Here is a 22700-nt window from a genome sequence, read left to right on the forward strand (position 1 = left end):
ATATACTTATTTACTTTTATTATATATATTTATATAGTTTTATCATATATTTTTAAAGAATTCATCAGGTTTTATCAGGATTTATTTTATATCTATTGACATAAGTCTCTAGTTTCAGTATAGTACAAGTGTGCTTAGGAAAAAGGCACAGGAAAATACATAACTTGCACCGGAGCGGAAAGCTCCGAAAGGATCACAACATGAAAAAGAACATCATAGCCGTACTTCTGGTAATCGCCCTCTCCACCGTAGCAGCCTTCGCAGTCGATCCGACCACTTCAGATTCTTTCCAGGTCACCACGGCAATCGGCCCTAGCAACCTTGTGAAATTTGCAACTGCAACTGCAACCAATGTTGCCGAGTACAATGCAGCCAGCGATCTGAGCTCTTACTCCATCAATGGAACCGAAACTGTTGGCACTGCCGGCACTGCAATCGGGTATGTGCTCACCCAGACCAACAACCGTAACGGATACACCCTGAAGCTCAGAGCTGACAAGCTAAATGGCGGCGAGGGTTATGCACTGCTGAACTACTCTGTAGAAATCGGAAGTGCTTTGTACAACACCAGCACAGCCGAAGAGGCAGTAACCATCGACACCGTTACCGGCATCACCGGCAGGACCGTTTTCGGGTATCCGATCAAGATCCAGCTCAATGCCGTAGATGCCGCAGCTGCAACCGCCGGCAACTACAACGGAACCGTGTATGTAGAATACTACGCAAACTAACAATACAAACCTGTCTGCCCAAGGCCGCCTCTCCCGCAGGTGGCCTTCTCTTTTGTTCTCATAGAAGGAGGGAGCCTTTTGGCTCCCTCGTGTATGATTTCTCTTTTTGCATTGTTACTCGGCAGTAAGCAATCGCTTGCACAGCATCTTCAAGCAGTGGAAGGTTGAGTCTGCAGGGATGAAAGCATAGGACTTGGTTCTCTTCAGAACGATACCCTCCACAATCTGTTCTACCGTGTAGAAATTACCCCCGATGCGGTTGTTGTCATACTGGGAGAAGGCACTGGCATAGTAGAGGCTTCTCGTCTCACCCGGCTTTATCAGCACTGTGGTCTCTGCTCCCAGGAGGGCATCGCTGTTTTGAGCATCCTTGAGGCCGTTGTAGAGATGGTTGGTACCCGATCCGCAGTTCAGTGAATACTGCTGGCTCATCCCACCGCTGTAGAAAGCCCACGGCGTTTCATTTCTCCCGCCCCAGTCAAAAAGGAAGTTGTTGAAGTTGATCGGAAGCATATCCTCTTCCAGAGCTGCAGGACCAGGGAAGAACGTAAAGTACACCATCTGCTGTCGCGGGTTGATGACACTCGTCCAACCCAAGTTGGCTGTCCGGGGGACAACACCGGAGATGAAGTCGGTTTTCCCAATCGGAGGCGGGACTTCGGTCAAGTCGACCGTCCCCCCGCTTTTCAGCGGAGCCTTCTTCCAATCGTCAAATTGGACTTCTGAAACGAGACGGGAAGAAGCCCCGATGAGTTGGTCGTCCCTGCCGGTTGCCCAGAGATCGGCACTGGCATTGAGCACGCACCCCGACTCCAGGAACGGGGAACCAAGCTCATTATTCCAGGTTGTATTTGCAATGAGGTCCTCTTGGGCATTGTTGGTGATGAAGAGCGCACTATAATGCACCGGCTGGTTGGGCAACAGCATGTCAATCTTGCGTACCGTCCAACGCGCCTTACGGTTGCGGACCATGCTCATCAGCCACACCCCGCCAAACTCCGGGTCGGTTCCATAGCGCTCCACCATCCAGTAGGAAGACGCAGTGAAGCCGCTTTGCTCCTGGGTACCCTGGTCCGACTCGTAAGCCGGTCCATAGTTGGGAAAGCTGAAGTAGGAACCACTTTTCTGGTAGAGGTAGGGGCTGTTTTTCCAATACTCGGCGTTCTCATCGCTGAAAACCGACGTTCCGGTCCCCCGGTAGTGAGGAATGAGGTGTGCATTGAGCCTGCCGCCCTGAGGGGTGATGGCGCTCAGCTCAAGCACCATGCCGCCTTGGTCTTCAAGCAAGACCCTGATCAAGTCGTTCGACAACACCGTAGCATTGCGGCTCTCCCACAATCTCAGACGACGGATATCCATCTCGTTTCTCCTTATTCATGGTGTTAAAAACCATATAATAACAGTATACTGGTACCAGTAACCGCCGACTTATGCAAGGAGTGCAGATTCATGATTTCCAAGAAAGACAGACTGTTCAACCTTTCGACCAAGCATACCACCTATCTGTTTGCAATAACCGAAACCGGTCATCTTGAGCACCTGTATTACGGGAGGCTCCTTTCCAATCCCACCATCAGTGTCGATGCCCTTGCAGAAAAGCGAAGCCTGAACATCGGAACCAGCACCGCCTACGACAGCGACCACCCAACACTGTACCTCACAAACCTCTGTATGGAATATTCTACCATGGGAAAGGGTGACTATCGAGAGTGTTCGGTCAATATTGAATATTCACGGGGTATGCAAACCCTCGACTTCATTGTGAAAAGCTACCGGATCCTTCCTGGAAAGCCCAGAACCTTCAGCGGACTGCCGGAGTCCTACGGGGACAAGAACACCTGCACCACCTTGGAAATCACCCTGAAGGAGACCTGCCTGCCGCTTCGCATGACTCTTACCTACACCATCTTTGAAGACAGTGACGTCATCACCCGAAGGGCGACCATCTACAACGACAGCACCAGCAGCATTCGGATCAAGGGCCTTGCCTCGGCCCAGCTCGACCTCGACGCTGATGACTGGAAGCTGGTCACCTTCGATGGAGCCTGGGCCAGAGAGCGATACATGAACGAACGTGACCTGCTGCCGGGCATCTACATCAACGATAGCAAAACCGGTGTCTCCAGTGCCGACCACAACCCCTGCATATTCCTCAAGAAGGACGACGGACAGTGCATCGGCATGAATCTCATCTACAGCGGGAACCACCGGGAGCTGGTCGAAGTCTCCCCGTATGGGAAGATCAGGGTGATGACCGGAATCAATCCAGCCACCTTCAGCTGGGAGCTCAGTCCCCAGGACCGGTTCCAGTCCCCTGAAGCGGTACTCACCTACTCCCACCAAGGCATGAACGGAGCAAGTCAAAACTTCCACCACTTCATCAACAACCACATCGTCAGGGGAACCTGGAAAATGCGTGAGCGCCCGGTACTCATCAACAACTGGGAAGCCACGTACTTCAACTTCAACGAGGACAAGCTGCTCAGCCTTGCAAAAGAGAGTGCCGACCTCGGCATCGAGCTCTTCGTCCTCGATGACGGATGGTTCGGCCTGCGCAACGACGACACGACCAGCCTCGGCGATTGGACGGTGAACCCGAAGAAACTCCCTTCGGGGCTTGCAGGACTGAGTTTGGAAGTGCACCGCCTCGGGATGATGTTCGGCCTCTGGGTTGAGCCTGAGATGGTCAGCATCGAGAGCCAGCTCTATAAGAAGCACCCCGATTGGATGATCGCAATCCCCGGCCGCAGGCCGAGTGTCGGACGCAACCAGTACATCCTCGACCTGAGCAGGCAGGATGTTCGGGACTACCTGTTCAAGAGCCTTTCCGAGACCTGGCACCTGGCCGATGTGAACTACATCAAGTGGGACATGAATCGTGTATTCAGCGATATCTACAGCACCAATGCCGAGATTCGCAACCATGGTGAATTCCTCCACCGGTATGTGTTGGGGCTTTACGACCTGCTTGGAAAGCTTACTCAGGCGTTCCCCGATGTTCTCTTCGAATCATGCGCAAGCGGAGGAAACCGCTTCGACCTGGGCATGCTCTGCTATATGAGCCAGACATGGACCAGCGACAATACCGACGCCCTGTGCAGGCTTTACATCCAGGAAGGAACAAGCTGCGGATACCCCCTCTCGACGATGGGCAGCCATGTCAGTTCATCACCCAACCACCAGACGCTCAGAAGAACCGACCTCGAAGCACGGTTCAACGTGGCCGCATTCGGAGTGCTTGGGTATGAGCTTGATGTCACCAAGCTCAAAAGACAGCAGAAGGAGGCGATCAGGAGCCAAATTGCGTTCTACAAAGCCCATCGGTCACTGCTTCAATATGGGACGTTCACCCGCATCAAGCTGGCAAACAGCCACTCCAACCAAGTGGTTTGGGCTGTTGCCAGCCACGACAAGAGTGAGCTGCTCGTACTCTTCGCCCAGAAACTCAACATGCCCAACCCCGGCTCGGACAAACTGAGGGTGGAAGCTGTTGATGTGAACGCCGTCTATGAGGTGTTCCCCCGCCAGCAGAAGATCGACATCAAGATGTTCGGCGATCTGCTCAACAGGGTGAGTCCTGTTCCCATCACTGAAGGAGGCTTTGCCCAGGATACGATCAGCAAGGCCATCTCTCTGGAAAGTGAAATCGAGCACTACCGTGTCAGCGGTGAGCAGGTAGCCTACGGCGGCATCAAGCTGAACCAGCAGTTCGGCGGCACCGGTTACGATGCCATGACCCGGGTGCTGGGCGACTTCGGCAACAGGATCTACATCTTCAAGAAGATCAACCTAGAAAGCAAGTAGGGTTGCAATCTCCTCATCCGAGACCTCTTTCTGATAGTGGGAACGCACAAAGCCCAAATGGGCGGTGCTTCCCACCAGAATGGCCCCCTTCAGCATGCCGTCCTGCACACAATACGCCTCATAGCGATTTCCGTTCCGATTCTTGTGTGCAGGTCCTTCGATGGAACCCACACTGACCACATCGAGCCCGTCACCCTTGAAACGGGTGAAGAGCACCGGCGTCTGATACGGTTTCTGCTCACCCAGAAGGTTGGAAACAGCAGTCTCGGCCATTGCAAGGGCGACGGGTATGATGCCGGGAACCTGGCCTTCATACTCGGCACAGTCACCGATGGCCAGAATGTCGCTGTCGCTGGTTTGCAGGAATTGGTTGACCACGATACCGCGATTGGTTTTCAGCCCTGCAGCCTTTGCCAAGGTGATCTCAGGCAATACTCCCAAGGAGAGCAAGAGCGTACGACAGGGTACTTCATCCTCTCCCTCTGTCACCAAAGCCCTGATATGGCCACCCAGGTCCACCTTCTGTGCCCGGGTCTTCACTCCTTCCTTGATCACCAATCCCTGTCCTTCCAAGTGCGCCTTGAGGATCGAGGCCCCTTCGGTGTCCAGCTGACGGACGAGAATCCGATCGGCCGCTTCAAGGACGGTTACCTCAAAACCCTTTCTCTTCACCCAGAGGGCGGTTTCCAGCCCAAGCAACCCACCACCCAGGACAACAACCGGGTTTTCGATGGTATCACTGATATTCTGGGCATCACTGAAAGTCCTCAGGGCGCAAGCTCCATCGGTACAGGAGAAAATGTCGAGCATGCGCGACCGGCTGCCGGTGGCGATGACCAATTTATCATAGGGAAAAGCTGCAGCTCCGCTGTAGACCAGTTTTTTGACGGGATCGATGGCTGTGGCTGCACGCTTCTGAAGGTAGGGAGGATCGCTCTTGGCGATCAAATCCTGCAGGGCTTCCTTGTCGCACAGTGCTTGGGGAAGCAGAACCCGGCTGTAAAAGCCCACCGGTTCCTCACTGAAAAGCTGCACGGACACACCCTTTGCTGCAAGCTTTGCAGCAACTGTCGCCCCGGCCACCCCGTTTCCGATTACTATCACATTCATGCTTGGCCTCCCGAATTTCTAGAGGCTAACGCAAGAAGCCCAAGCGTGTCCAGAATCAGATGCCTTCCTTTCGATATCGATCAGCCATCTGCCCAAGACTAACATCCTCTACCAACGAAGCCTTGCCCACACAACCAAATTCGACAATCAGCGAACCAACCATTTCCATCACACCCTGCTTCACGGCATTCACCACCGCTTCCGTTGCTTTGTTTGGGATGGTGCCATACATGACGGTATCCATGATAGGAGGAAAGAAGACACGGGGGTCGAACGCTTCAGGCTTTGCCTTGAGCAGTTGGTACATTTGGTTCAGCCTCGTATCTCCAGTGAGCTCGGGCTTCAGGAGGAAGAGCTCACGGAGATTTCGGGTGACGGCAAGGCGGATATCAGTATCGACGTTGATCTTACCGATGCCAAGCCTGCCAACTTCCTTAAGTTGTTCCAGCGAAATCCCATGGGCATTACTGATGGCCCCTCCCAGAGAGTTGATAGCCTCCACCAAGTATGTGGGAACAGTGGAGGATCCGTGACTGACCAATACACCAAAGATGCCCTCATGCCTCAGGCACTCCTTGATGGCAATCGCAATTTCCTTACGCACTTTGGCATTTTGGCCTTTGTTCGCACCGTGCATCGTCCCGTAACTTATCGCTAATGCATCGACCTTGGTCTCCTTAAAAAACCTGATGGCATCGAGTGGATGGGTATAAGAGCCATGCTCGGAGAATACATGGTCCTCAACCCCTGAAAGGACTCCCAACTCCCCTTCCACCGTCACACCTACTGCATGGGCCAGCTTGACCACCTCACGGGTCAAAGCAATATTCTGTTCCAAGGGGAGTGATGACCCATCAATCATAACGGAAGTATACCCACCGTCGATTGCGGCTTTTACACTGTCCAGATCTCTTCCATGATCGAGATGGAGTGCAATGGGTATTGAGGCGTTTTCAGCTGCAACTTGTACGGCCTTTGCAATATTGGCCGCTCCTTTCCGCTTGTCCTCCAGCGTTGCATGAAAAAAATCCGTGCAACCGCCCATAAAACCATTTGCAAGGTCCGCACCTTGCAGAATGGCGGGAGAACGGAAGAGATTGTGAATTTGAATAACGGCCTCTGCTTGGGCAACCATATTTACATTGAATGCCCCTTGGGCATAACCGTAGCGATCGGTGGTTTCGAGTATAGGGCGGAGGGGAATCAAGGGCATACGTTACCTCTTTCTGGGATAGGAAGCACGATAGGCACAGCCTTCGACTTCCAGATGATAGTTCTCAAGGTTGGCACCCAAGAGCAGGCACTCACCTTTTCCAATGGAAAAACTTTGGGAATTCCTCGTTACTGTAACGGTTCCTTCAATACAGAGCAGCAGGGAAACAGGTACCTGCCCTTCATCGTAGCTACCACTCTCAAAGCGGTATAGACAGAAGAACGGGTCATCCGTCTGGTAACAGTACCGGCCACCTTCTGTGATTGTCGGAATCTCCTCAACACGTTGGCAGCTGGTATCCATGATGGAGAAGAGCTCCTCATAATCCACATGCTTGTCGGTAAGTCCCGCACGCAGGATATTGTCGGAGTTGTTCATCAGTTCAATGCCATTGCCTTGTACATAGGCATGAACCACCCCGGGCTTTAGAAAGATTCCATTACCCGGCTTGAGGTGGACAACCTGCAAAAGATACGGACCGAACACGCCGGGGTCGGCACCATACTGAGTTACCACCTGACGGGCTATCTCAGACACAGTGAGAAACGGAGGGTTCGGCTTCCCATCCAGCGATTCCAAAGACTCTTGATACTCGGCAACCACAGCTGCAAGCGTTGCCTTATCCAGCCGATATAGGGTCTGGACGAAACAGCGGACAGGATCGGATGCATGTTCACAATGCGAAAACATACTGTGATAACTTTTGGGTAATACCTTCCTCAGATTATTCTCAATCTGTTTGGCAGGGAGAAAGCCACACATTGCTGTTGTCTCAGTGAGGGCCACCAGCATCTCCGCCTTGGGATTGGCATCCTGATAATTCCATACCGCACGGTCCAGGACTTTGCGTTTCGGAGCCTCCTTTTCCCAACCCTTTTGAGCCTGAACTGCATCGGGATGACACTGGATGGAAAGCGGCCGTTCGATGGCCATGACCTTCAACAGAAAGGGAAACTCATGCAAATCACCAAGAAACTGTGGATTGTTTGCAAGAAAGGAAGCTAAATTCTCGCCCGTTTCCAATACCGTTGACGGTGCGTTGGGATGGACTCCCATCCATAACTCCCCGATGGGGACTCCCATCTTGTCAGGCTGTTGCACCAGTGACTGGAGAAAAACTCGGCTTCCCCAGGGAAAGCCCTTCAATTGGGAACTGATTCGCACTATATCCATATGTTACACCCCACGCTTGGGAAAAGAAGGAAGGGCACGCCCGAGCAATGGCTTGCACCAAGTCAGGTATGAATCATCGATCCTGCCGACATCTCTGATATACTCTGCGGGCAAGGTGCGCTCATGCAGCATAACTTCTTCTAGCGGAATGAGAATCGGTTTACAAAGGTATGGCTTGCTGCTGATACGTTCAAACCCTACCATCACTTCACTTTTTCCTTCCAACATGGCTTTAACAGCTTCCTTGCCCACGAGAATCGCTTCTTCGCAATCTACTTCCGATTGAAATGCAATCGAACAGCGCCCAAGGATTCCTGGTTTCTCACTGCGGGCTTTGATTCCCAACTTCTGGATCACCAGATTGCATAGATGTGCCGAAACATCCCCGTAGTAGACCGATCGTCCCACTTGGAATATCGGTTTCACAATGGGATCGCCGGTTTTGGTTCGCAATCCTTCGGAAGCGACCACTACAACGCCCCCATACTTCTTATACAGTGTCTTCGCCTCATCGAGAAACTGCTCTTCATCAAAAGCCACTTCCGGCACATAAATCAGATGGGGGCCTACATGCTCCTCTGTCTTCGCCAATGCTGCAGCAGCGGTAAGCCAGCCTGCATTGCGTCCCATGCTCTCGATGATGCAGACATGTATGGGAAGGGAAGCCACATCCTGGCTGAGCTCCTGTACAGAAGAGGCCAGATAGCGTGCAGCGCTGCCAAAACCCGGGGCATGGTCGGTGATGGCCAAATCGTTGTCTATGGTTTTAGGTATTCCCACTATCCTAATGCCCTTTTCCCTTGCTTGCGGATGAGCCTTGACAGAGCGGGCCAGCTTGCCGCAGGCATCCATCGAGCCATTGCCGCCATTGAAAAATACGCCGGTGATATCATAGGCAAGCAGGACTTCAACCATCCTCGCATAATCCTCGTCGCGTACATGAAAACGGCTGGTGCCGATCCACGAAGCAGGAGTATGGGGCAGTTGGGCAATGGTTTGTTCGTCAATGGCCAAGAGGTCGATGAAATCCTCGGTAAGGACGGCTTGCGTGCCGCCTCTCGCTGCATAGACATGCCTACATACCCCCGAATCCTTGGCCTGCGCGATCACCCCATATAGGGATGCGTTCATCACCGCAGTCGGTGCTCCGCCATGGACAATCAACAAATTTTCATGCATACCGCTCCCCCCTATGGATAATCGATCCACCGGCTGTGGTGTACTGCACCCTGCAATCAGCATCGAGGGCGACAAGGTCGGCGCGCTTTGTTATCTCCAATTCACCGATATCCTCCAAGCCCAGCATACGGGCTGCATTGGCACTTACCAGGGCGGAGAGTTGTTCTGTCGGCTTGCCGGTAAAACTCATGAGATTCTTGAGTGCTCGATCCATGGTCAGGGTGCTTCCGGCCCGCACGCCGGTATCGGCGACCTTAGCATCACCATCCTTCACCACGATGGTCTGCACTCCAAGCTGGTAGGACCCATTGGGACACCCGGTCGCACTGAGACTGTCGGTGACTGCAAGCATTCGGTCATAGCCTTTGATCTTGAGAAGAAGTCTGACAATCGGTGGATGAAGATGAAATCCGTCGCAAATCATCTCTGCATATACATCCTGTTCCAACACTGCAGTAAGAATGGCTGGGTCGTGCATGTGCAGCAGCTTCATGGCATTCATGATATGAGTAGCCCCAGTCGCCCCGGCCTGGATGGCGGTCATTGTTTGCTCATAGCTGGCACTGCTATGGCCCAAAGAGACCTTCACCCCCAAGGAGACTGCCTCCTCAATCAGTGCAATCGCCCCTTCCAGTTCGGGAGCGAGGGTAATTATTTTCATGGTGCTTCTTGAAGCAGCGTACAGCTCCCGGAACAAGGAAACATCGCATTGCCTGAGCAGACGCCCCGGCATGGCCCCCTTATAGGCAGGGCAGAGAAACGGTCCTTCCAAATGGATGCCCGCAATCGTTGGATTGGCCGCCAACACATAGGGATCAGACAATACATCAAGTTGCCTGAGCATGGTCTCGGGAGTGTCGGTAAGAATGGTGGGCAGATAGGTAGTAACACCACGAGAGGCAAAAAAGCTACTTATCTTTGCTACTTGCTCTGCGTTGGCATGATTGAAATCACTTTCCAACGCCCCATGAGTATGTACGTCAATAAAACCTGGGACAAGAAACAAGCCGGTTGCGTCAATAACGGCAGTACCCGCAGGAACAAGAAGCTGCTCGTCCATGGCAACTATGCGAGTGCCTTCGATAAGCAAATCCAATGCCTTGAAAATTCCTTTATGGAGCACTTGGGCTCCTGTAATGTGCATGGTCATGGACCGATCCTTCTGCAGCTCTCCCGCTCCAACAAAGTAAAGGGAAGCTGTACACGAATACTGTAGCCCCTGTTCGTCTCAAGACGGTCGAGCAGAACCTTTACTGCAAGTCGTCCCAACTCTTTCTTGGGAATATCGATGGTGGTAAGAGCTGGCTTGAGATAGGTTCCCGTCTCGATGTTATCGAACCCAACCACCGAAATTTCCTTCGGCACCACAATGCCGTGTTCATCGAGGGCTTTCATCACTCCCATGGCAACCGTGTCATTTCCGCAAAAGACCGCTGAAGGGAGCGTTTTGCGCCTGATCAACGTTTTCATGCTTTCGTATCCGTCATTGGCGGTCAGGATGGTGTCGACAACCAAGTCTTTTCGAACTGTGATTTCATGGGCTTGCATGGCATCGAGATAGCCATGATAGCGGTGCTCATTGAACACCTGATGTTTCACCTGCGTCGGCCCAATGAAACCGATGTCCCGGTGCCCGAGACCGATGAGGTACTCCACTCCTCTCATAACAGCAGCATGAGCATCACAGATCACCTCATCAATATTGTTACCGATTTGGTTGACTCCGGCATACACGAGATAGGGAATCAGACTTTTGAGCATCTGGATGTTTTCCAAGGTCGTCCGACCGAGCATAATGGCGCAATCGAGGCGGGTATTGGTGATAAAGTGCATAAAGCCGGGATCTTTGATATAGGTTACAAAGAAATTATGGGGAAAGTTCGCCCCTTGGTTGATTACTTCCTGCTGTATACCGGCCAACAGGGCTGAGAAGAAGGGCGAGACGTAGGTCTCATGCTCACTGGTCAGAATGCAGGCAACCGAGAATGTCTTGTCCCCGGCTTTGTAATCCATGTATCGTGCATTGGCGAGCTTATGGGAGAAATAGCCAAGGCGCTCGGCCGCTTCAAACACTTTAGTCACTGTCTGGTCGTTGGCCTTTCGTGAGGTATCGTGACTGAGAATTCGTGACACCGTGGAGATTGAAACCCCGGTTTCCTTGGCTATATCCTTCAACTTAACCGACATTGTTTGCCTCCTGCCATCCTACTTTTCGTATCCTGGTTTTCCCAATTCAGCATACATGTTCCTCTTGTACTGCTCCACCCCCTCCTGATTGAACGGATTGACTCCAAGCAGACGTGCCGACAGGTAAGCAGTGAAGAGAAAAAAGTAAAACACACCACCAAGCGAAGCCGCACCCAGGAAGCTGTCACATTTCAGCTCGATGCAGGGAATACCATCATCTGAATGTGCTTGGAGGGCGGCTTGATATACCGTCCTATTGAGCCGGGAAAACGGTGTATCGTCCAGATAGTCAAAACCATCGACTACATCCTTCGAGGGGCCAATCACACAACCATTTTCTTCATACTGCAAATCCAGGTAGGTCTCCATCAAGATTCTCGGTCCCTGCTGCACATACTGGCCGACGGCATGAAGATCTTCAGAGTAGGAGAAGCCGACAGGAAAGAGAACCTGGTCGGTTTTGCCCTCGGTCTCGGCAAACAACTGTATCCACCATCGGATGAAGTGCTGCAGATCCGGTTCAAAGGTCACCAAACTTTCCAAGGCTATCCCTTTCTTTCTGATCAAGGAACGGAAGATTGCATAGAGGATTGCAGGATTGTCCTCACCTTGTTCTGTCCGCACCCTCTGCTGCATGGCATAGGCACCATCTAGAAGATTTCTTATATCTACCCCTGCTACAGCAAGGGGAAAGAGTCCTACCGGTGAAAGGACGGAAAATCGACCTCCGATATCAGAGGGAAATGGAAGGTAGGTGTAGCCGTGCTGCCGGGCAACTTCATACAGTTGGCCGCTTCCCTTGCTTCCTGTTACAATAATGCGCTGAGCATAGGCATTCCCATATTTTGCTTGCATTGCTCTGCGCAGCATGCGAAAGGTGATACCCGGCTCAACGGTATTGAAATCCTTGGCGATGACATTGAGCACCACCGACTTGGTCTTCAGTACTTCCATGGCATCGGCAAGGCGGGTTTCACTGAGGGTATCCCCGGCAAAATACAAGGTTGTGGGACTTGTAGTTGTCCTCTTGAGAACCTCAAGAGCGGCTGCCGCTCCTCGATTCGACCCCCCGATCCCGATGACTATCATCACTTCGGCAATTTGGTTGACGTGCTTTGCCACATGTACAAGCTCATCGATTTTCTGTGTCCCGACATCAAGCCAGCCGAGCGAAGTGCGATACAGGTCCTCTCCCCTCTGCACCTCTGAAATGAGGGTGGTGTGCTTCTCTATGGCAGCTTGAATCTCACCCCTGCTTACCAAAAAGGAGGCAGGGCGTACATTGCACGTGATGGTCATCAATTTCTCCTATAAGTATGGAAGGGGCTCATCGAGCCCCTTCACATTCAATCAGTAGCTCTTAGAAACTCTTCAGAGCGTTGAGCAGATAGGAATCATCGAAAGACTCCTCGAAGCTCTTTACCTTATTGCCGGCCGGTACGTTGGGAACCCTTGCTTGATAGAGTGCCTTCATGTACTGGTACCCCAAAGAATCCTTGGAAGCAAACCACTGTTGATACATAGCCTTGGTGGGAGCAACCAAGTTGGTGGGATCGAAACTTCCAACAGGCTTCTGGGAGATCCGCTCACCGGCACGCATAGCTTCATCGATATTCTCAGCTCTCCAGATAGCAGCTTCATACAACGCATTGATGAACGCTTGGGCGACTTCTGGACTTTCTTTCAGCCATGCATTGCTTGCAACCCAGGTGGAGGGGAAAGATTTCTCCGGTGGGAAGTGACTTACAGTGGTGGCAATCAACTCGGCGTTCTTGTTGGTTTTGAGAATTGTGCTGGTAGCTGGAGAGAATCCTACCACTACATCCATTCCTCCGTTTGAAGCCATTCCGGCGGGAAGGTTGGAGTTCAGCGTGTTGATGACCTCGATTCGGTTGGCAACATTGCTGTTCGGGGCAGTGTATCCAGCCATGTAGGAGCTGGTTTCGCTGTGGATCCAGAGCTGCTCGGCAACCGGTCTACCGGCATTGATCAGTTCAAGTAAAGCCTTGAACCAGCCGCCGGGAGTGGTACCGACTTCGATATACACCTTCTTGCCCTTCAATCCGGTGTAAATCTCATCAAAATCAAAACGACCATTGGCATTTGCATCGATAAACAAGCCCTTTTTGGCGATGAACATCTCAGCATTGCTCAGACAATCGAGGAATACGAAAGAAAGCCCATTGCCGTTGCCGTCAATCGGATTCCAGGCAACACCGGCTCCGATGTATCCAACATCGAGAGTGCGATTGTCTGCGCGCATGGCAGTCATTTCAGCAGGACCGCTTTCCACAACGGTGAAGTTGACTTTAATTCCATGTTTTTCAAAAAACCCCTGTTCCTGGGCTACAGCCGCAAGCGGGGCTCCACCTTCATTGGCATGGATACCGATTCTTACCGTGGTCAATTCCTTGCCATTCTTTTCAGGAGTAGCTGCCGCCCATACGGATGCAACCACACCTACGATCATCAGGGCCACAAGTAGTGTCTTTTTCATTACGTCCTCCAATTTGTTTCCGATCATCTATAGACTTCCCCATCATCCGGGGAGTGCCTGTCTTTTATTTAGGGATCTCCAAATACATCTTGTATACAGTATCCCATACATAGTTCTTGTAGCGTATAAAGCCTTCTTCAAGTTTGGTCGCTTGAGTTCGGGGATAGGGAAGATCGATGTCGACAATCTCCTTGATCTGACCGGGACGGGCGCTCATGATCACCACTTTGCTTGCAAGAAGTACAGCCTCATCCACATCGTGGGTGATAAAGAAAACTGTCTTTTTCTCCTTCTCCCAGGTTTTGAGCAGATCCTCCTGAAGCTGTGCCCTTGTCTGGGCATCCAGTGCGCCAAAAGGCTCATCCATCAACAACACCTCGGGGTTGAGTGCATACCCGCGGGCTATGGCGACACGTTGCTTCATGCCGCCTGAAAGCGCCTTGGGAAAACTATTCTCAAAACCGCTCAGGTTGACCATCTTGATGTAGTGGTCGGAAAGCCTGCGCTTCTCCTCGGTCGTAAATTTCTGCATTACCGTAACAATTTCCTTCTTCCCTGATGCATCGGTTTGCTCCACCTGAACGGGCTTGCGGATGAACTTCAGTCCGTATTCGATGTTCTTTCGTACGGTCATCCAAGGAAAGAGTGCATATTGCTGGAAAATGACACCACGTTCGGGAGCCGGTCCTACAATGGGCTGACCATGCATGGACACAGACCCGCTGTCAAAGGTCTCCAAGCCTGCAATAATGTTCAGCAGCGTAGTCTTTCCGCAACCGGAGGGTCCGACTACACAGACAAACTCATTCTTTTCGATATCGAGTGTCACCCCGTTCAGTGCGTTTACGTTTGCACCCTTCTCAACCTTGTACTCTTTATGGACACGTTTGATGCTGATCAATGCTTCTGCCATATGCCTACTTCCACTTGGTGAGTTTCTTCTCGATGAGAAGGAGTATCTTGTCCAGGACGAACCCGATGATGCCGATGGTGATGATTCCCAAAAGCACTATCGAGGTATCCATGAACTGTTGCGCTCCCTGGATGCGGGCTCCAAGGCCGAATGTTGTTCCTGTCAATTCCGCTGCAATCAGGGTGGTCAGACTTGCTGCCATCCCCAACCGCGCTCCGACCAGAATGTAGGGAAACGAGGCGGGAATGACGATATCAAAAAAAAGGTCCTTGTCTGAAGCGCCGAAGGTATAGGCCGCCCTGATCAGGGTCTTATCCACTTCCTTGACGCCCTGATAGATAGTGACCACCATGACCAGAAAGGCGGCAATGAAAATAATGGTGTACTTCGGTGGTTCTCCCAGGCCCATGGCAAGGATTACCAATGGAATGAGGGCGATCGGGGGAATGGTCCGCATAAACTGAATCCACGGCTCAACAAGGTTGCGGACCGTCGGATACCAACCCATCAGGAACGCGACGGGGATCGAACAAATGAAGGCGAGTCCGAAGCCCACCAGCACTCTTTGCAATGAAATGCTGATGTCCTTGAAATACCGACCGTTTGCCATTGATTCAGCAATCAAGGCGGCGAACACCTGCTTCGGGCTGGCTAAAAAGGTATTGATTGTCGGAATGAGGGTTATGACAGCCCAGAGCAGAAACCCTCCGATAATGGAGACAACCATCAAGGTATACCGATATCGTTTGGTTCCATCGGAGAAGTCCTTGAGCTTGCGCGCTTTCTGTTGCGGCTTTTCAGATGCAGTACTATCCATACCGTTTTCCTTTCTTTGGCAGTACTTGCTGTGAAAATTCCTGCCAATTGAGTGAAATCTTTATCCAATTATTTGGATTACCTAAATCCAATCCTAAGGAAATTATTACTTGAGATTTTGTATTTGTAAAGAAAAATCGAAACAAAATTCTTTTTATTTAGCAAATATTTCTTTGACACATAACAATTGTAGCCCTATACTGTCCACAGGTATCCAAACAGCAACTTTTATCCAAATTTTTTTATGGCGGAAAANNACATGCCGGTGTCAACAGGCTTGCCCCGATGCAGTATTGGGCTTCAACCATTGTCTCCTCACTTGAGCAGGGACTGTCCCGGTTGACCGGCATGCCCAAGGATTTCGTCTTTCCCGTGTTCTTTCCGGAAGCACATCTGCTTGGTGCCGCCCAAGCCAAACAACCTGATGTCCCCTGCCCCATTGAAATTGGATGTCAATCGGTACATACCCAGGACACGATGGCCGGAGGCAACTTTGGGGCATTTACCACAAGTCTTCCTGCCAATGCTGCAGTCGAGCTTGGATGCAGTTGGACGCTGATCGGTCACAGCGAGCAGCGTTCAAAGCTGGCAGCCATGTATCAGCTTGCCCACTGTGATGGCAGTCACGCCATCCATCAGATTTTGAACCAGCAGGTCAAGCAAGCGGTGCAAGCCGGGTTGAAGGTGCTTTTTTGCATCGGGGAGAAAGCTGATGAGGTGAACAGAACAGAATCAGTACTTGTAGAACAACTTCGACAGGGATTGAAGGATGTGGATCCCAACAGCATAGTACTCGCCTATGAGCCCATATGGGCCATCGGGCCTGGGAAAACACCCCCTAGTGCCGAGAAAATCCGCGAAATCGCTATTTTGGTCAAAAAGCTTTACTCGGCTCCTTTGGTCTACGGCGGTGGATTGAAGAAAGAGAACGCGGCTTCCATCGGAGCCATAGAGGAAATCGATGGCGGACTAATCGCCTTGACCCGATTCAGCGGGGAGATTGGGTTTTACCCCGATGAATACCTGGAAATTGTGCGCAACTATATAGGAGGAGTAAACAACATATGAAACTTTCATTCGAATACGGTCAAGGCTTGATGGATGCCACCCTTCCCGATACCACCGATGTTTTCATTCCAGGGGAAACGGTACAAGACCCCCCGTTCCTTCCCAATATCGAGGCTGCAACACGAGAAGCAATTGAGCACCCGATGGGGATGAAAAGGTTGGGGGAACAGGTCAATGCCGACAGCAAGGTTGTCATCATCTTCCCCGACCGCGTCAAAGGCGGGTTTCAAGCCGATTCCCACCGCAAGGTCTCCATCCCCATCCTCATCGAGGAGTGTGCGAAAGCCGGCGTCAGCGATCGCAATATAAAACTCATCTGCTCAAACGGCCTTCACCGCAAGAACACCAAGGAGGAGATCCGCTCAATACTTGGCGATGATATTTTCAATCGGTTCTGGGACCTTGGAAACATCACAAACCACGACAGCGAGGACTGGGACAACCTGGTGGACCTTGGCTACGAGGAACAATACAATGCCCGTGTCATCATGAACAAGGAAGTCTATGATGCCGATGCGGCCATCCTTGTCGGGCACGCCTTAGGCAATCCCTATGGCGGGTATTCCGGGGGATACAAGCACTGTGCCACCGGCATCACTCATTGGAAATGCATCGGGGCGCATCACAATCCCAGCGTCATGCACAGAAGCGACTTTGTACCGGTTAGCACGAACAGCTTGATGCGTTCCAAGTTCGATGCCATCGGCAAGCACATGGAACAAATGATGGGAAAAGATTTCTTTGTCTGTGATGCTGTTTTGGATACCAACCAGCGCCAGATTGCCGTCTTTGCCGGAAAGGCTGACTTGGTGCAGCAGGCTTCGTGGAAGGTCGCCGACAAACGCACGTATGTCCACTGGGCTGAGAAGAAATATGATGTCATGGTTTTCGGGATGCCCCAAGCATTCCATTACGGCAATGGGATGGGAACCAACCCGATCCTGATGCTGCAGGCAATCTCGGCACAGATCATCCGGCATAAGCGCATTCTCAGCGACAATCCGGTCATCATCTGCAGCTCCACCTGCAACGGATACTTTCATGACGAGGAGTTCCCCTCCTATCGAGAAACCTACGAGCTGTTCCAGAAGAACTATGCCAATACACTGCCCGAGATTGAGCGGTTCGGAGAGTCCATGTCGATGCGCAAGGAATATATTGACGCCTATCGGTATGGATATGGATATCATCCATTCCACGCCTTCTCCATGATCAGTTGCGGCCATATTGCTGAGAAGCAGTGTGCTGCCATATACATCGTAGGAGCTCAGGAGCCCGGGTATGCACGAGCGATGGGTATGAAAACGCGAGCCACCTTTGAGGAAGCCTTGCTGGATGCGAGAAAGTACACACCAGAGAATCCCGCAATACTGGCCCTGCCGAAAACATTCAAGACCGCAAGTGTGCATCTATGCATGAAAGGGTCCCAAGCCACCGTGGCCGAAGATATGTGCTGTCCATCCAGCCACTAGGCAAGGGGGAAAAGGATGATCGATTATTTCACCTATAACGCCAAAGAGCTCGCAGAACATGCTGCAATGAACCTTACCATTCTTGACACTGCACAGCAGGTGTTTCATGCAATGGCTTTGGATATGGTCACCACCATCGAACAGAACAATGCCAAGGATGAGCCGACTGTTTTCATAGTCCCGGTTGGACCGGTGGGACACTATCCGCTCTTTGTTGAGATGGTCAATGGGAAAAAACTAAGCCTCAACCGAGTGTGGTTTGTGAACATGGATGAGTATCTGGACGAAAAGGATCAATACCTGCCTCTCAATCATCGGCTCAGTTTCCGCTCCTTCATGAACAAGCATGTCTATGAAGCACTCGAATCCAATCTGGTCATGCCCCCGTCGCAGCGGCTCTTTCCCGATCCAGCAGATCCGGCAGCCCTGGACAGGCAATTGGAAGCGTTGGGGAAAATCGATGTATGTTACGGGGGGATCGGAATCACCGGTCATGTAGCGTTCAACGAACCAGAGGATGTATCAGTAGAGGAGTTCGGCCAACGGTCTACACGGGTGCTGACCATTTCCGCCGAGACTCGGACGATCAACAGTGTTGGAGACCTGAACGGGGCCATCAAGGCCATGCCTACACGTTGCGTGACCATCGGCATGAAGCAAATACTCGGTGCAAAGCGAATCTATCTTGCCTGTTTCCGTGATTGGCACCGTGCCGTAGTGCGGCAAGCATTGTGTGGGACAGTAACAGCCACCTTTCCAGTGACACTGCTGCAAAACCATCCCAACGCCTCAATCACCATTCCCATGAGCGTAGCCGAACCTGCCTACCCGGGTCTTTTCCACTGACACATCTCTTGCCAGCAACCGGCGCTTCCCGGTATCATGGACAGAATGGAACAGACTGTCATATATCTGGAAGCAGGAACCGCCTCGCTCCCAACCAATGCAGCGTACCTTGCCCTGTGCCAGCAGGTACGCCGTTCTGTCTTCGTACAAGAACAAGGTGTCAGTGAAGCCATCGATTTCGATGGAAACGATCCTTCATGTGCACACCTGTTGCTCCTCTTCGGCGACGAAGCGGCTGGGACGCTTCGCATCAGGACAACCAGCAAGGGAACCAAGCTCGAGCGGATTGCAATCCTTCGGGAGTACCGCAAGCAGGGTTTGGGAAAGTTGCTGGTACGCTGTGCCTTGGCCTTGGCCGAGGGGCAGGTATACATCCATGCCCAGGTGCAGAGCGAAGGGTTCTACCAACGTCTTGGCTTCGTCGCCGAAAACCAAACAATCTTTTACGAAGCTGACATTCCCCATAAAACCATGATCTGGCCGCACGGAAAAGGAGTTTTGCCTTGTACCATCACAAGACCATCATAATCGCGGGAGCCGGTGTCTTCGGCACGGCCATGGCCGAACGGCTCTCGTGGAATACGACCAACACCGTCATCCTTTGGTCCATCGAGGAGGACGTTGTTGAAGACATCAACAAAAATCATCGGAACACCAAATATTTTCCCACGCACTTTCTGAATACCAGCATCAGGGCCACAAGCGACAAGCAGATCTTCCGTTCGGCCGACTGCATTCTCTTGGTCATCCCCTCGAAGGCGATTGTCCCCTTCACCGAAGAGATCAAAGCCCTGACAAAACCCGATTGCATGGTGATCAACCTGGCAAAGGGAATGAGCGACGACGGTGCCTTCATCACCGAGCAGATTCCCTTCACCCGTACCGCGAGCATGAAGGGTCCGACCTTCGCCATCGAGGTTCTGCACGGCCTTCCCTCCTCCTTCACCTTTGGAGGCAGGAAAGAGGACTACCTGGTGCTCAAGGAGAGCATTCTCAAGGGGACAGGCTTGTACCTGGACTACACCAGCGATATCCGCTCGGTTGAGCTGATGAGCATCCTCAAGAACATGTACGCCATTGCAATCGGGCTGGTCAGTGGAAGATTCAACTCCCCAAACGTCGACTTCCTTGTCTACACCAAGGCAGTCTCTGAGATGAGGAAGTTCCTTGCCCTCTTCGAATGCAGTACCGATACCATCTTCTGCTACTGCGGTATCGGAGACCTCGGGCTTACCAGCCTGAACGACCTGTCACGCAACCGAACCCTCGGCCTGCTCATGGGGAAGGGCTTCTCCATCGACAACAGCGGGACCTCGGCAACCGTCATCGAAGGCAGCAGAACCGTCAAGCTCATGGGAGAAACCACCCGGCAGCAGGGCGTGCAGGATGAGTATCCCCTGGTGCAGGCCCTGTATCGGTTGATGTATGAGGGTGAAAGCATCAACGACTATATGGCAGCGGTGTTTGCCTAAATTCAAGAAGGCCCCATCTCAGTGATGAAATGGGGCCTTGCCATTGGACCGGCTGGGTCTACAGATGCTTAAGCACGCAGAATATGATCATATGGGAAGGCTCCTGCAACTGTTTGGTCGATAACAATTTCATGGTTGCTATAGCCCTGGGGGCATCCTTGTTGTCAAATACACAGAAGTCGTCTTTGAGAAGTGTGCACAACAGTGTTATGGTAAGGAAACTATGGCAACACGGACTGCAGCAATCGATCAGATTTACGATGATATCAGGAACAAGATACTGAAAAACGAGTACATCCCGGGCAGCAAGCTCAGCGAGAATTTCCTCTCGGTCGACTACAACTGCTCGCGCACGCCGGTGCGTGAAGCCATCAAGCGTCTTGAATAGGACGGCTTTGTCACCGTCCTCCCCCAGAGCGGCAGCTATGTCAAGGAGCTGACGCTCAAGGATTATCAGCATATTGCGGAGGTGCGAACCTATCTCGAAAGCCTGGCCTTCCGCCTCAATTGCGAGAATGAAGTGGACATCGCCCCCTTCGCTGCCATATGGACAAACCAGATGAGGTGATGCGCCTCAGCAATCTGCACTTTCAATTCCACCTGGAAATGGTACGTGCTTCAGACAACGCAATCCTGTTGACCACGTTCAGCAGGTTGAACCTGAACACCAACAGCCTGCTTTTTTGCCAGAGGTTATCCAACCAAGGGAAAATACTGACACAGGACGAACACCGGAAAATTCTCGCCTACCTCGACGCACGCGACACTGCCCAGGGGGAGAAGTTCATGTTCGCCCACCTGTGGAAAATGCATAACGCCTATAAGCGAAACAGCGTGTAACTTGCTGATTCCTTTCCATTGTGAATATCGATAGAAAATACGCTTACAAACCCATATCGTTGAGTTGCAACCTTTTCACAAACCTAACGGGATATAAGAAGCTAGCCTTTCGTACAACCGTATTCGAATTGAGAGTAAAACGTGGATAGTTGTTCCATATCTGAAATTGTTTGCTAAATCATGCAAATTATGAGTCATAATATTGACAGATAGCAGGCATCACAACACTATTGAAGGATGCAAAAGTCAATACACTTGATTGTCATTTTGCTGTGTATTACTACTTCTTTGTTTTCTACTGTCACAGTCACATATGACATGGAACCCACTTTGGTCCTTCAAGCCTCACTGCCTCCGCCATTTGAGCCCCAGAACTTCGGTGCTCATTTAGGAACATTGACATTCCAACGTAGTGCCGATGATACAACACCCATCTACGATCCATCATTAATTGCCATAGCAACTAATAACACATGGAATATTACCGGGCCGTACTCATGGTGGTCGAACGCGTACGGCCCGGTGTATGACAATAACTACACCATTAATCTATATCCACACGCTGTATACCGCCTTGATGGATCCTCAGTGTTGAATAGACTTTCACCCAATGCAGGGAAAGTCCCGCTAACAACTACAGGTAGCAACGGTATTGACGAGTCTACATTCATTGTCGATCTCTATGTAGCAAATGTTGATCCACAATTTTCAGGATCACAATTGAAACCCAATGGAAAGTACATCATCGACGAAGGAGATTTTGGAACTTTCACCGTTGCAATTGCAGCTCCAAATAAAACCATCTGGGACCCCGGGAGGATTGATCTTCCAATTATTGGGCTTTCTCCTTCTGCGACCAGCCCCTATATAGGAGTCGATTCCGGTACTGTTGAGTTTCATCCTGAGCGATACATACTCACAATTCTAAACAACTTCCCATTCTCTCTTGATGAAGTATTGTCCACAGGCAAGGCCAAAATAGCCCAATTCCAACTATATCTTACAGAAGTAAGTCCATATAACACAGCAATTTCTTATGGAGTATATATTACATTTTCAAACTATGTTAATTCGCAAACTTTCTGTATGCATAGGAACGATAATATTGGTGACTATGGAATCGACTACTACCTGCTTTTTCTGGGACAAGATGTGATCGGCGGCCAGAGGATTTTGTGGGATGGTTTTTACGGCAACAATACTACGTATTATCAGAATGTATACGTCAAAGGCATCTCTGCATCACAAGTCGATTCTGTTCCGGAGGGAACGTATTGTGACACGATATACGTTACAATAACCCCGCAAGACCATATTTAGGCAGATTAGAGCCAAAAAAAAACTCCCTCAAGCTTGCACCCTTGAAGGAGTTCCGCAAT

General features: G+C 51.3%; 21 protein-coding genes. 10 read left to right on the forward strand and 11 right to left on the reverse strand.

Going from position 1 to position 22700, the window contains the following annotated elements:
* The first annotated feature begins 200 nt into the window (after nt 1-200).
* Entirely contained in the window at nt 201-731 is a 531-nt protein-coding gene (locus B3K89_RS07390; RefSeq protein ID WP_293892405.1) for a hypothetical protein, read from the forward strand.
* Nucleotides 732-845: 114 nt separating this feature from the next.
* On the opposite strand, the gene B3K89_RS07395 is transcribed toward B3K89_RS07390, so the two are convergent.
* Nucleotides 846-2090, reverse strand: coding sequence for a hypothetical protein (locus tag B3K89_RS07395; protein ID WP_293892408.1), 1245 nt, complete (start codon nt 2088-2090; stop codon nt 846-848).
* A 90-nt stretch (nt 2091-2180) separates the two neighbouring features.
* Between B3K89_RS07395 and B3K89_RS07400 the strand changes: the two genes are divergently transcribed.
* Entirely contained in the window at nt 2181-4535 is a 2355-nt protein-coding gene (locus B3K89_RS07400) for an alpha-galactosidase (RefSeq protein WP_293892411.1), read from the forward strand.
* Here B3K89_RS07400 and B3K89_RS07405 read toward each other — a convergent pair.
* From B3K89_RS07405 to B3K89_RS07450, 10 genes are all read right to left on the reverse strand, one after another.
* Nucleotides 4521-5645 (reverse strand): NAD(P)/FAD-dependent oxidoreductase, encoded by a 1125-nt coding sequence (locus tag B3K89_RS07405; protein WP_293892414.1) that lies wholly within the window; start codon nt 5643-5645, stop codon nt 4521-4523. The genes B3K89_RS07400 and B3K89_RS07405 overlap by 15 nt on opposite strands.
* Nucleotides 5646-5700: 55 nt before the next feature.
* The gene (locus B3K89_RS07410; protein ID WP_293892417.1) at nt 5701-6858 is read right to left on the reverse strand and encodes a class II fructose-bisphosphate aldolase; all 1158 of its coding nucleotides are present in this window, start codon (nt 6856-6858) and stop codon (nt 5701-5703) included.
* A gap of 3 nt (nt 6859-6861) precedes the next feature.
* On the reverse strand, nt 6862-8031 hold the full coding sequence (gene manA / locus B3K89_RS07415) for a mannose-6-phosphate isomerase, class I (RefSeq protein ID WP_293892419.1): 1170 nt from the start codon (nt 8029-8031) through the stop codon (nt 6862-6864).
* 3 nt (nt 8032-8034) lie between these two features.
* The gene (locus tag B3K89_RS07420) at nt 8035-9210 is read right to left on the reverse strand and encodes a diphosphate--fructose-6-phosphate 1-phosphotransferase (RefSeq protein ID WP_293892422.1); all 1176 of its coding nucleotides are present in this window, start codon (nt 9208-9210) and stop codon (nt 8035-8037) included.
* Nucleotides 9203-10360 carry an N-acetylglucosamine-6-phosphate deacetylase gene (gene nagA / locus B3K89_RS07425; RefSeq protein WP_345907220.1) on the reverse strand — a complete coding sequence of 386 codons (1158 nt, stop codon included), beginning with the start codon at nt 10358-10360 and terminating at the stop codon, nt 9203-9205. The genes B3K89_RS07420 and nagA overlap by 8 nt, the downstream gene beginning before the upstream one ends.
* Nucleotides 10357-11397, reverse strand: coding sequence for a LacI family DNA-binding transcriptional regulator (locus tag B3K89_RS07430; protein ID WP_293892428.1), 1041 nt, complete (start codon nt 11395-11397; stop codon nt 10357-10359). Before B3K89_RS07430 ends, nagA begins: the two co-directional genes overlap by 4 nt.
* 18 nt (nt 11398-11415) lie before the next feature.
* Nucleotides 11416-12696: a hypothetical protein gene (locus tag B3K89_RS07435; RefSeq protein ID WP_345907221.1), complete on the reverse strand. Its 1281-nt coding sequence runs from the start codon at nt 12694-12696 to the stop codon at nt 11416-11418.
* A gap of 61 nt (nt 12697-12757) precedes the next feature.
* Nucleotides 12758-13894, reverse strand: a complete 1137-nt coding sequence (locus B3K89_RS07440; RefSeq protein WP_293892434.1) for an ABC transporter substrate-binding protein — start codon at nt 13892-13894, stop codon at nt 12758-12760.
* A 64-nt stretch (nt 13895-13958) separates the two neighbouring features.
* Nucleotides 13959-14807, reverse strand: coding sequence for an ABC transporter ATP-binding protein (locus B3K89_RS07445; RefSeq protein ID WP_293892437.1), 849 nt, complete (start codon nt 14805-14807; stop codon nt 13959-13961).
* A gap of 4 nt (nt 14808-14811) precedes the next feature.
* Complete coding sequence (locus B3K89_RS07450) at nt 14812-15624, reverse strand: ABC transporter permease (RefSeq protein WP_293892440.1); 813 nt, start codon at nt 15622-15624, stop codon at nt 14812-14814.
* 284 nt (nt 15625-15908) lie between these two features.
* Between B3K89_RS07450 and B3K89_RS07455 the strand changes: the two genes are divergently transcribed.
* The 8 genes from B3K89_RS07455 (at nt 15909) to B3K89_RS07490 (ending at nt 22641) form a co-directional block, all read left to right on the forward strand.
* Nucleotides 15909-16691 (forward strand): triose-phosphate isomerase family protein, encoded by a 783-nt coding sequence (locus B3K89_RS07455; protein WP_345907222.1) that lies wholly within the window; start codon nt 15909-15911, stop codon nt 16689-16691.
* The gene (locus tag B3K89_RS07460) at nt 16688-18163 is read left to right on the forward strand and encodes a lactate racemase domain-containing protein (protein WP_293892446.1); all 1476 of its coding nucleotides are present in this window, start codon (nt 16688-16690) and stop codon (nt 18161-18163) included. Before B3K89_RS07455 ends, B3K89_RS07460 begins: the two co-directional genes overlap by 4 nt.
* 15 nt (nt 18164-18178) lie before the next feature.
* Complete coding sequence (locus B3K89_RS07465; protein WP_293892449.1) at nt 18179-19009, forward strand: 6-phosphogluconolactonase; 831 nt, start codon at nt 18179-18181, stop codon at nt 19007-19009.
* A gap of 45 nt (nt 19010-19054) precedes the next feature.
* Entirely contained in the window at nt 19055-19537 is a 483-nt protein-coding gene (locus tag B3K89_RS07470) for a GNAT family N-acetyltransferase (RefSeq protein ID WP_293892452.1), read from the forward strand.
* The gene (locus B3K89_RS07475; protein WP_293892455.1) at nt 19513-20481 is read left to right on the forward strand and encodes an NAD(P)H-dependent glycerol-3-phosphate dehydrogenase; all 969 of its coding nucleotides are present in this window, start codon (nt 19513-19515) and stop codon (nt 20479-20481) included. The genes B3K89_RS07470 and B3K89_RS07475 overlap by 25 nt, the downstream gene beginning before the upstream one ends.
* A gap of 223 nt (nt 20482-20704) precedes the next feature.
* Nucleotides 20705-20869: a winged helix-turn-helix domain-containing protein gene (locus B3K89_RS07480; protein ID WP_293892458.1), complete on the forward strand. Its 165-nt coding sequence runs from the start codon at nt 20705-20707 to the stop codon at nt 20867-20869.
* Nucleotides 20870-21027: 158 nt separating this feature from the next.
* Nucleotides 21028-21321, forward strand: coding sequence for an FCD domain-containing protein (locus B3K89_RS07485; RefSeq protein ID WP_345907223.1), 294 nt, complete (start codon nt 21028-21030; stop codon nt 21319-21321).
* Between the two features lie 318 nt (nt 21322-21639).
* Nucleotides 21640-22641: a hypothetical protein gene (locus tag B3K89_RS07490; RefSeq protein ID WP_345907224.1), complete on the forward strand. Its 1002-nt coding sequence runs from the start codon at nt 21640-21642 to the stop codon at nt 22639-22641.
* The last annotated feature ends 59 nt before the right edge of the window (nt 22642-22700 follow it).

The sequence above is a fragment of the Sphaerochaeta sp. UBA5849 genome (assembly GCA_002432715.1).
GTDB lineage: Bacteria > Spirochaetota > Spirochaetia > Sphaerochaetales > Sphaerochaetaceae > Sphaerochaeta.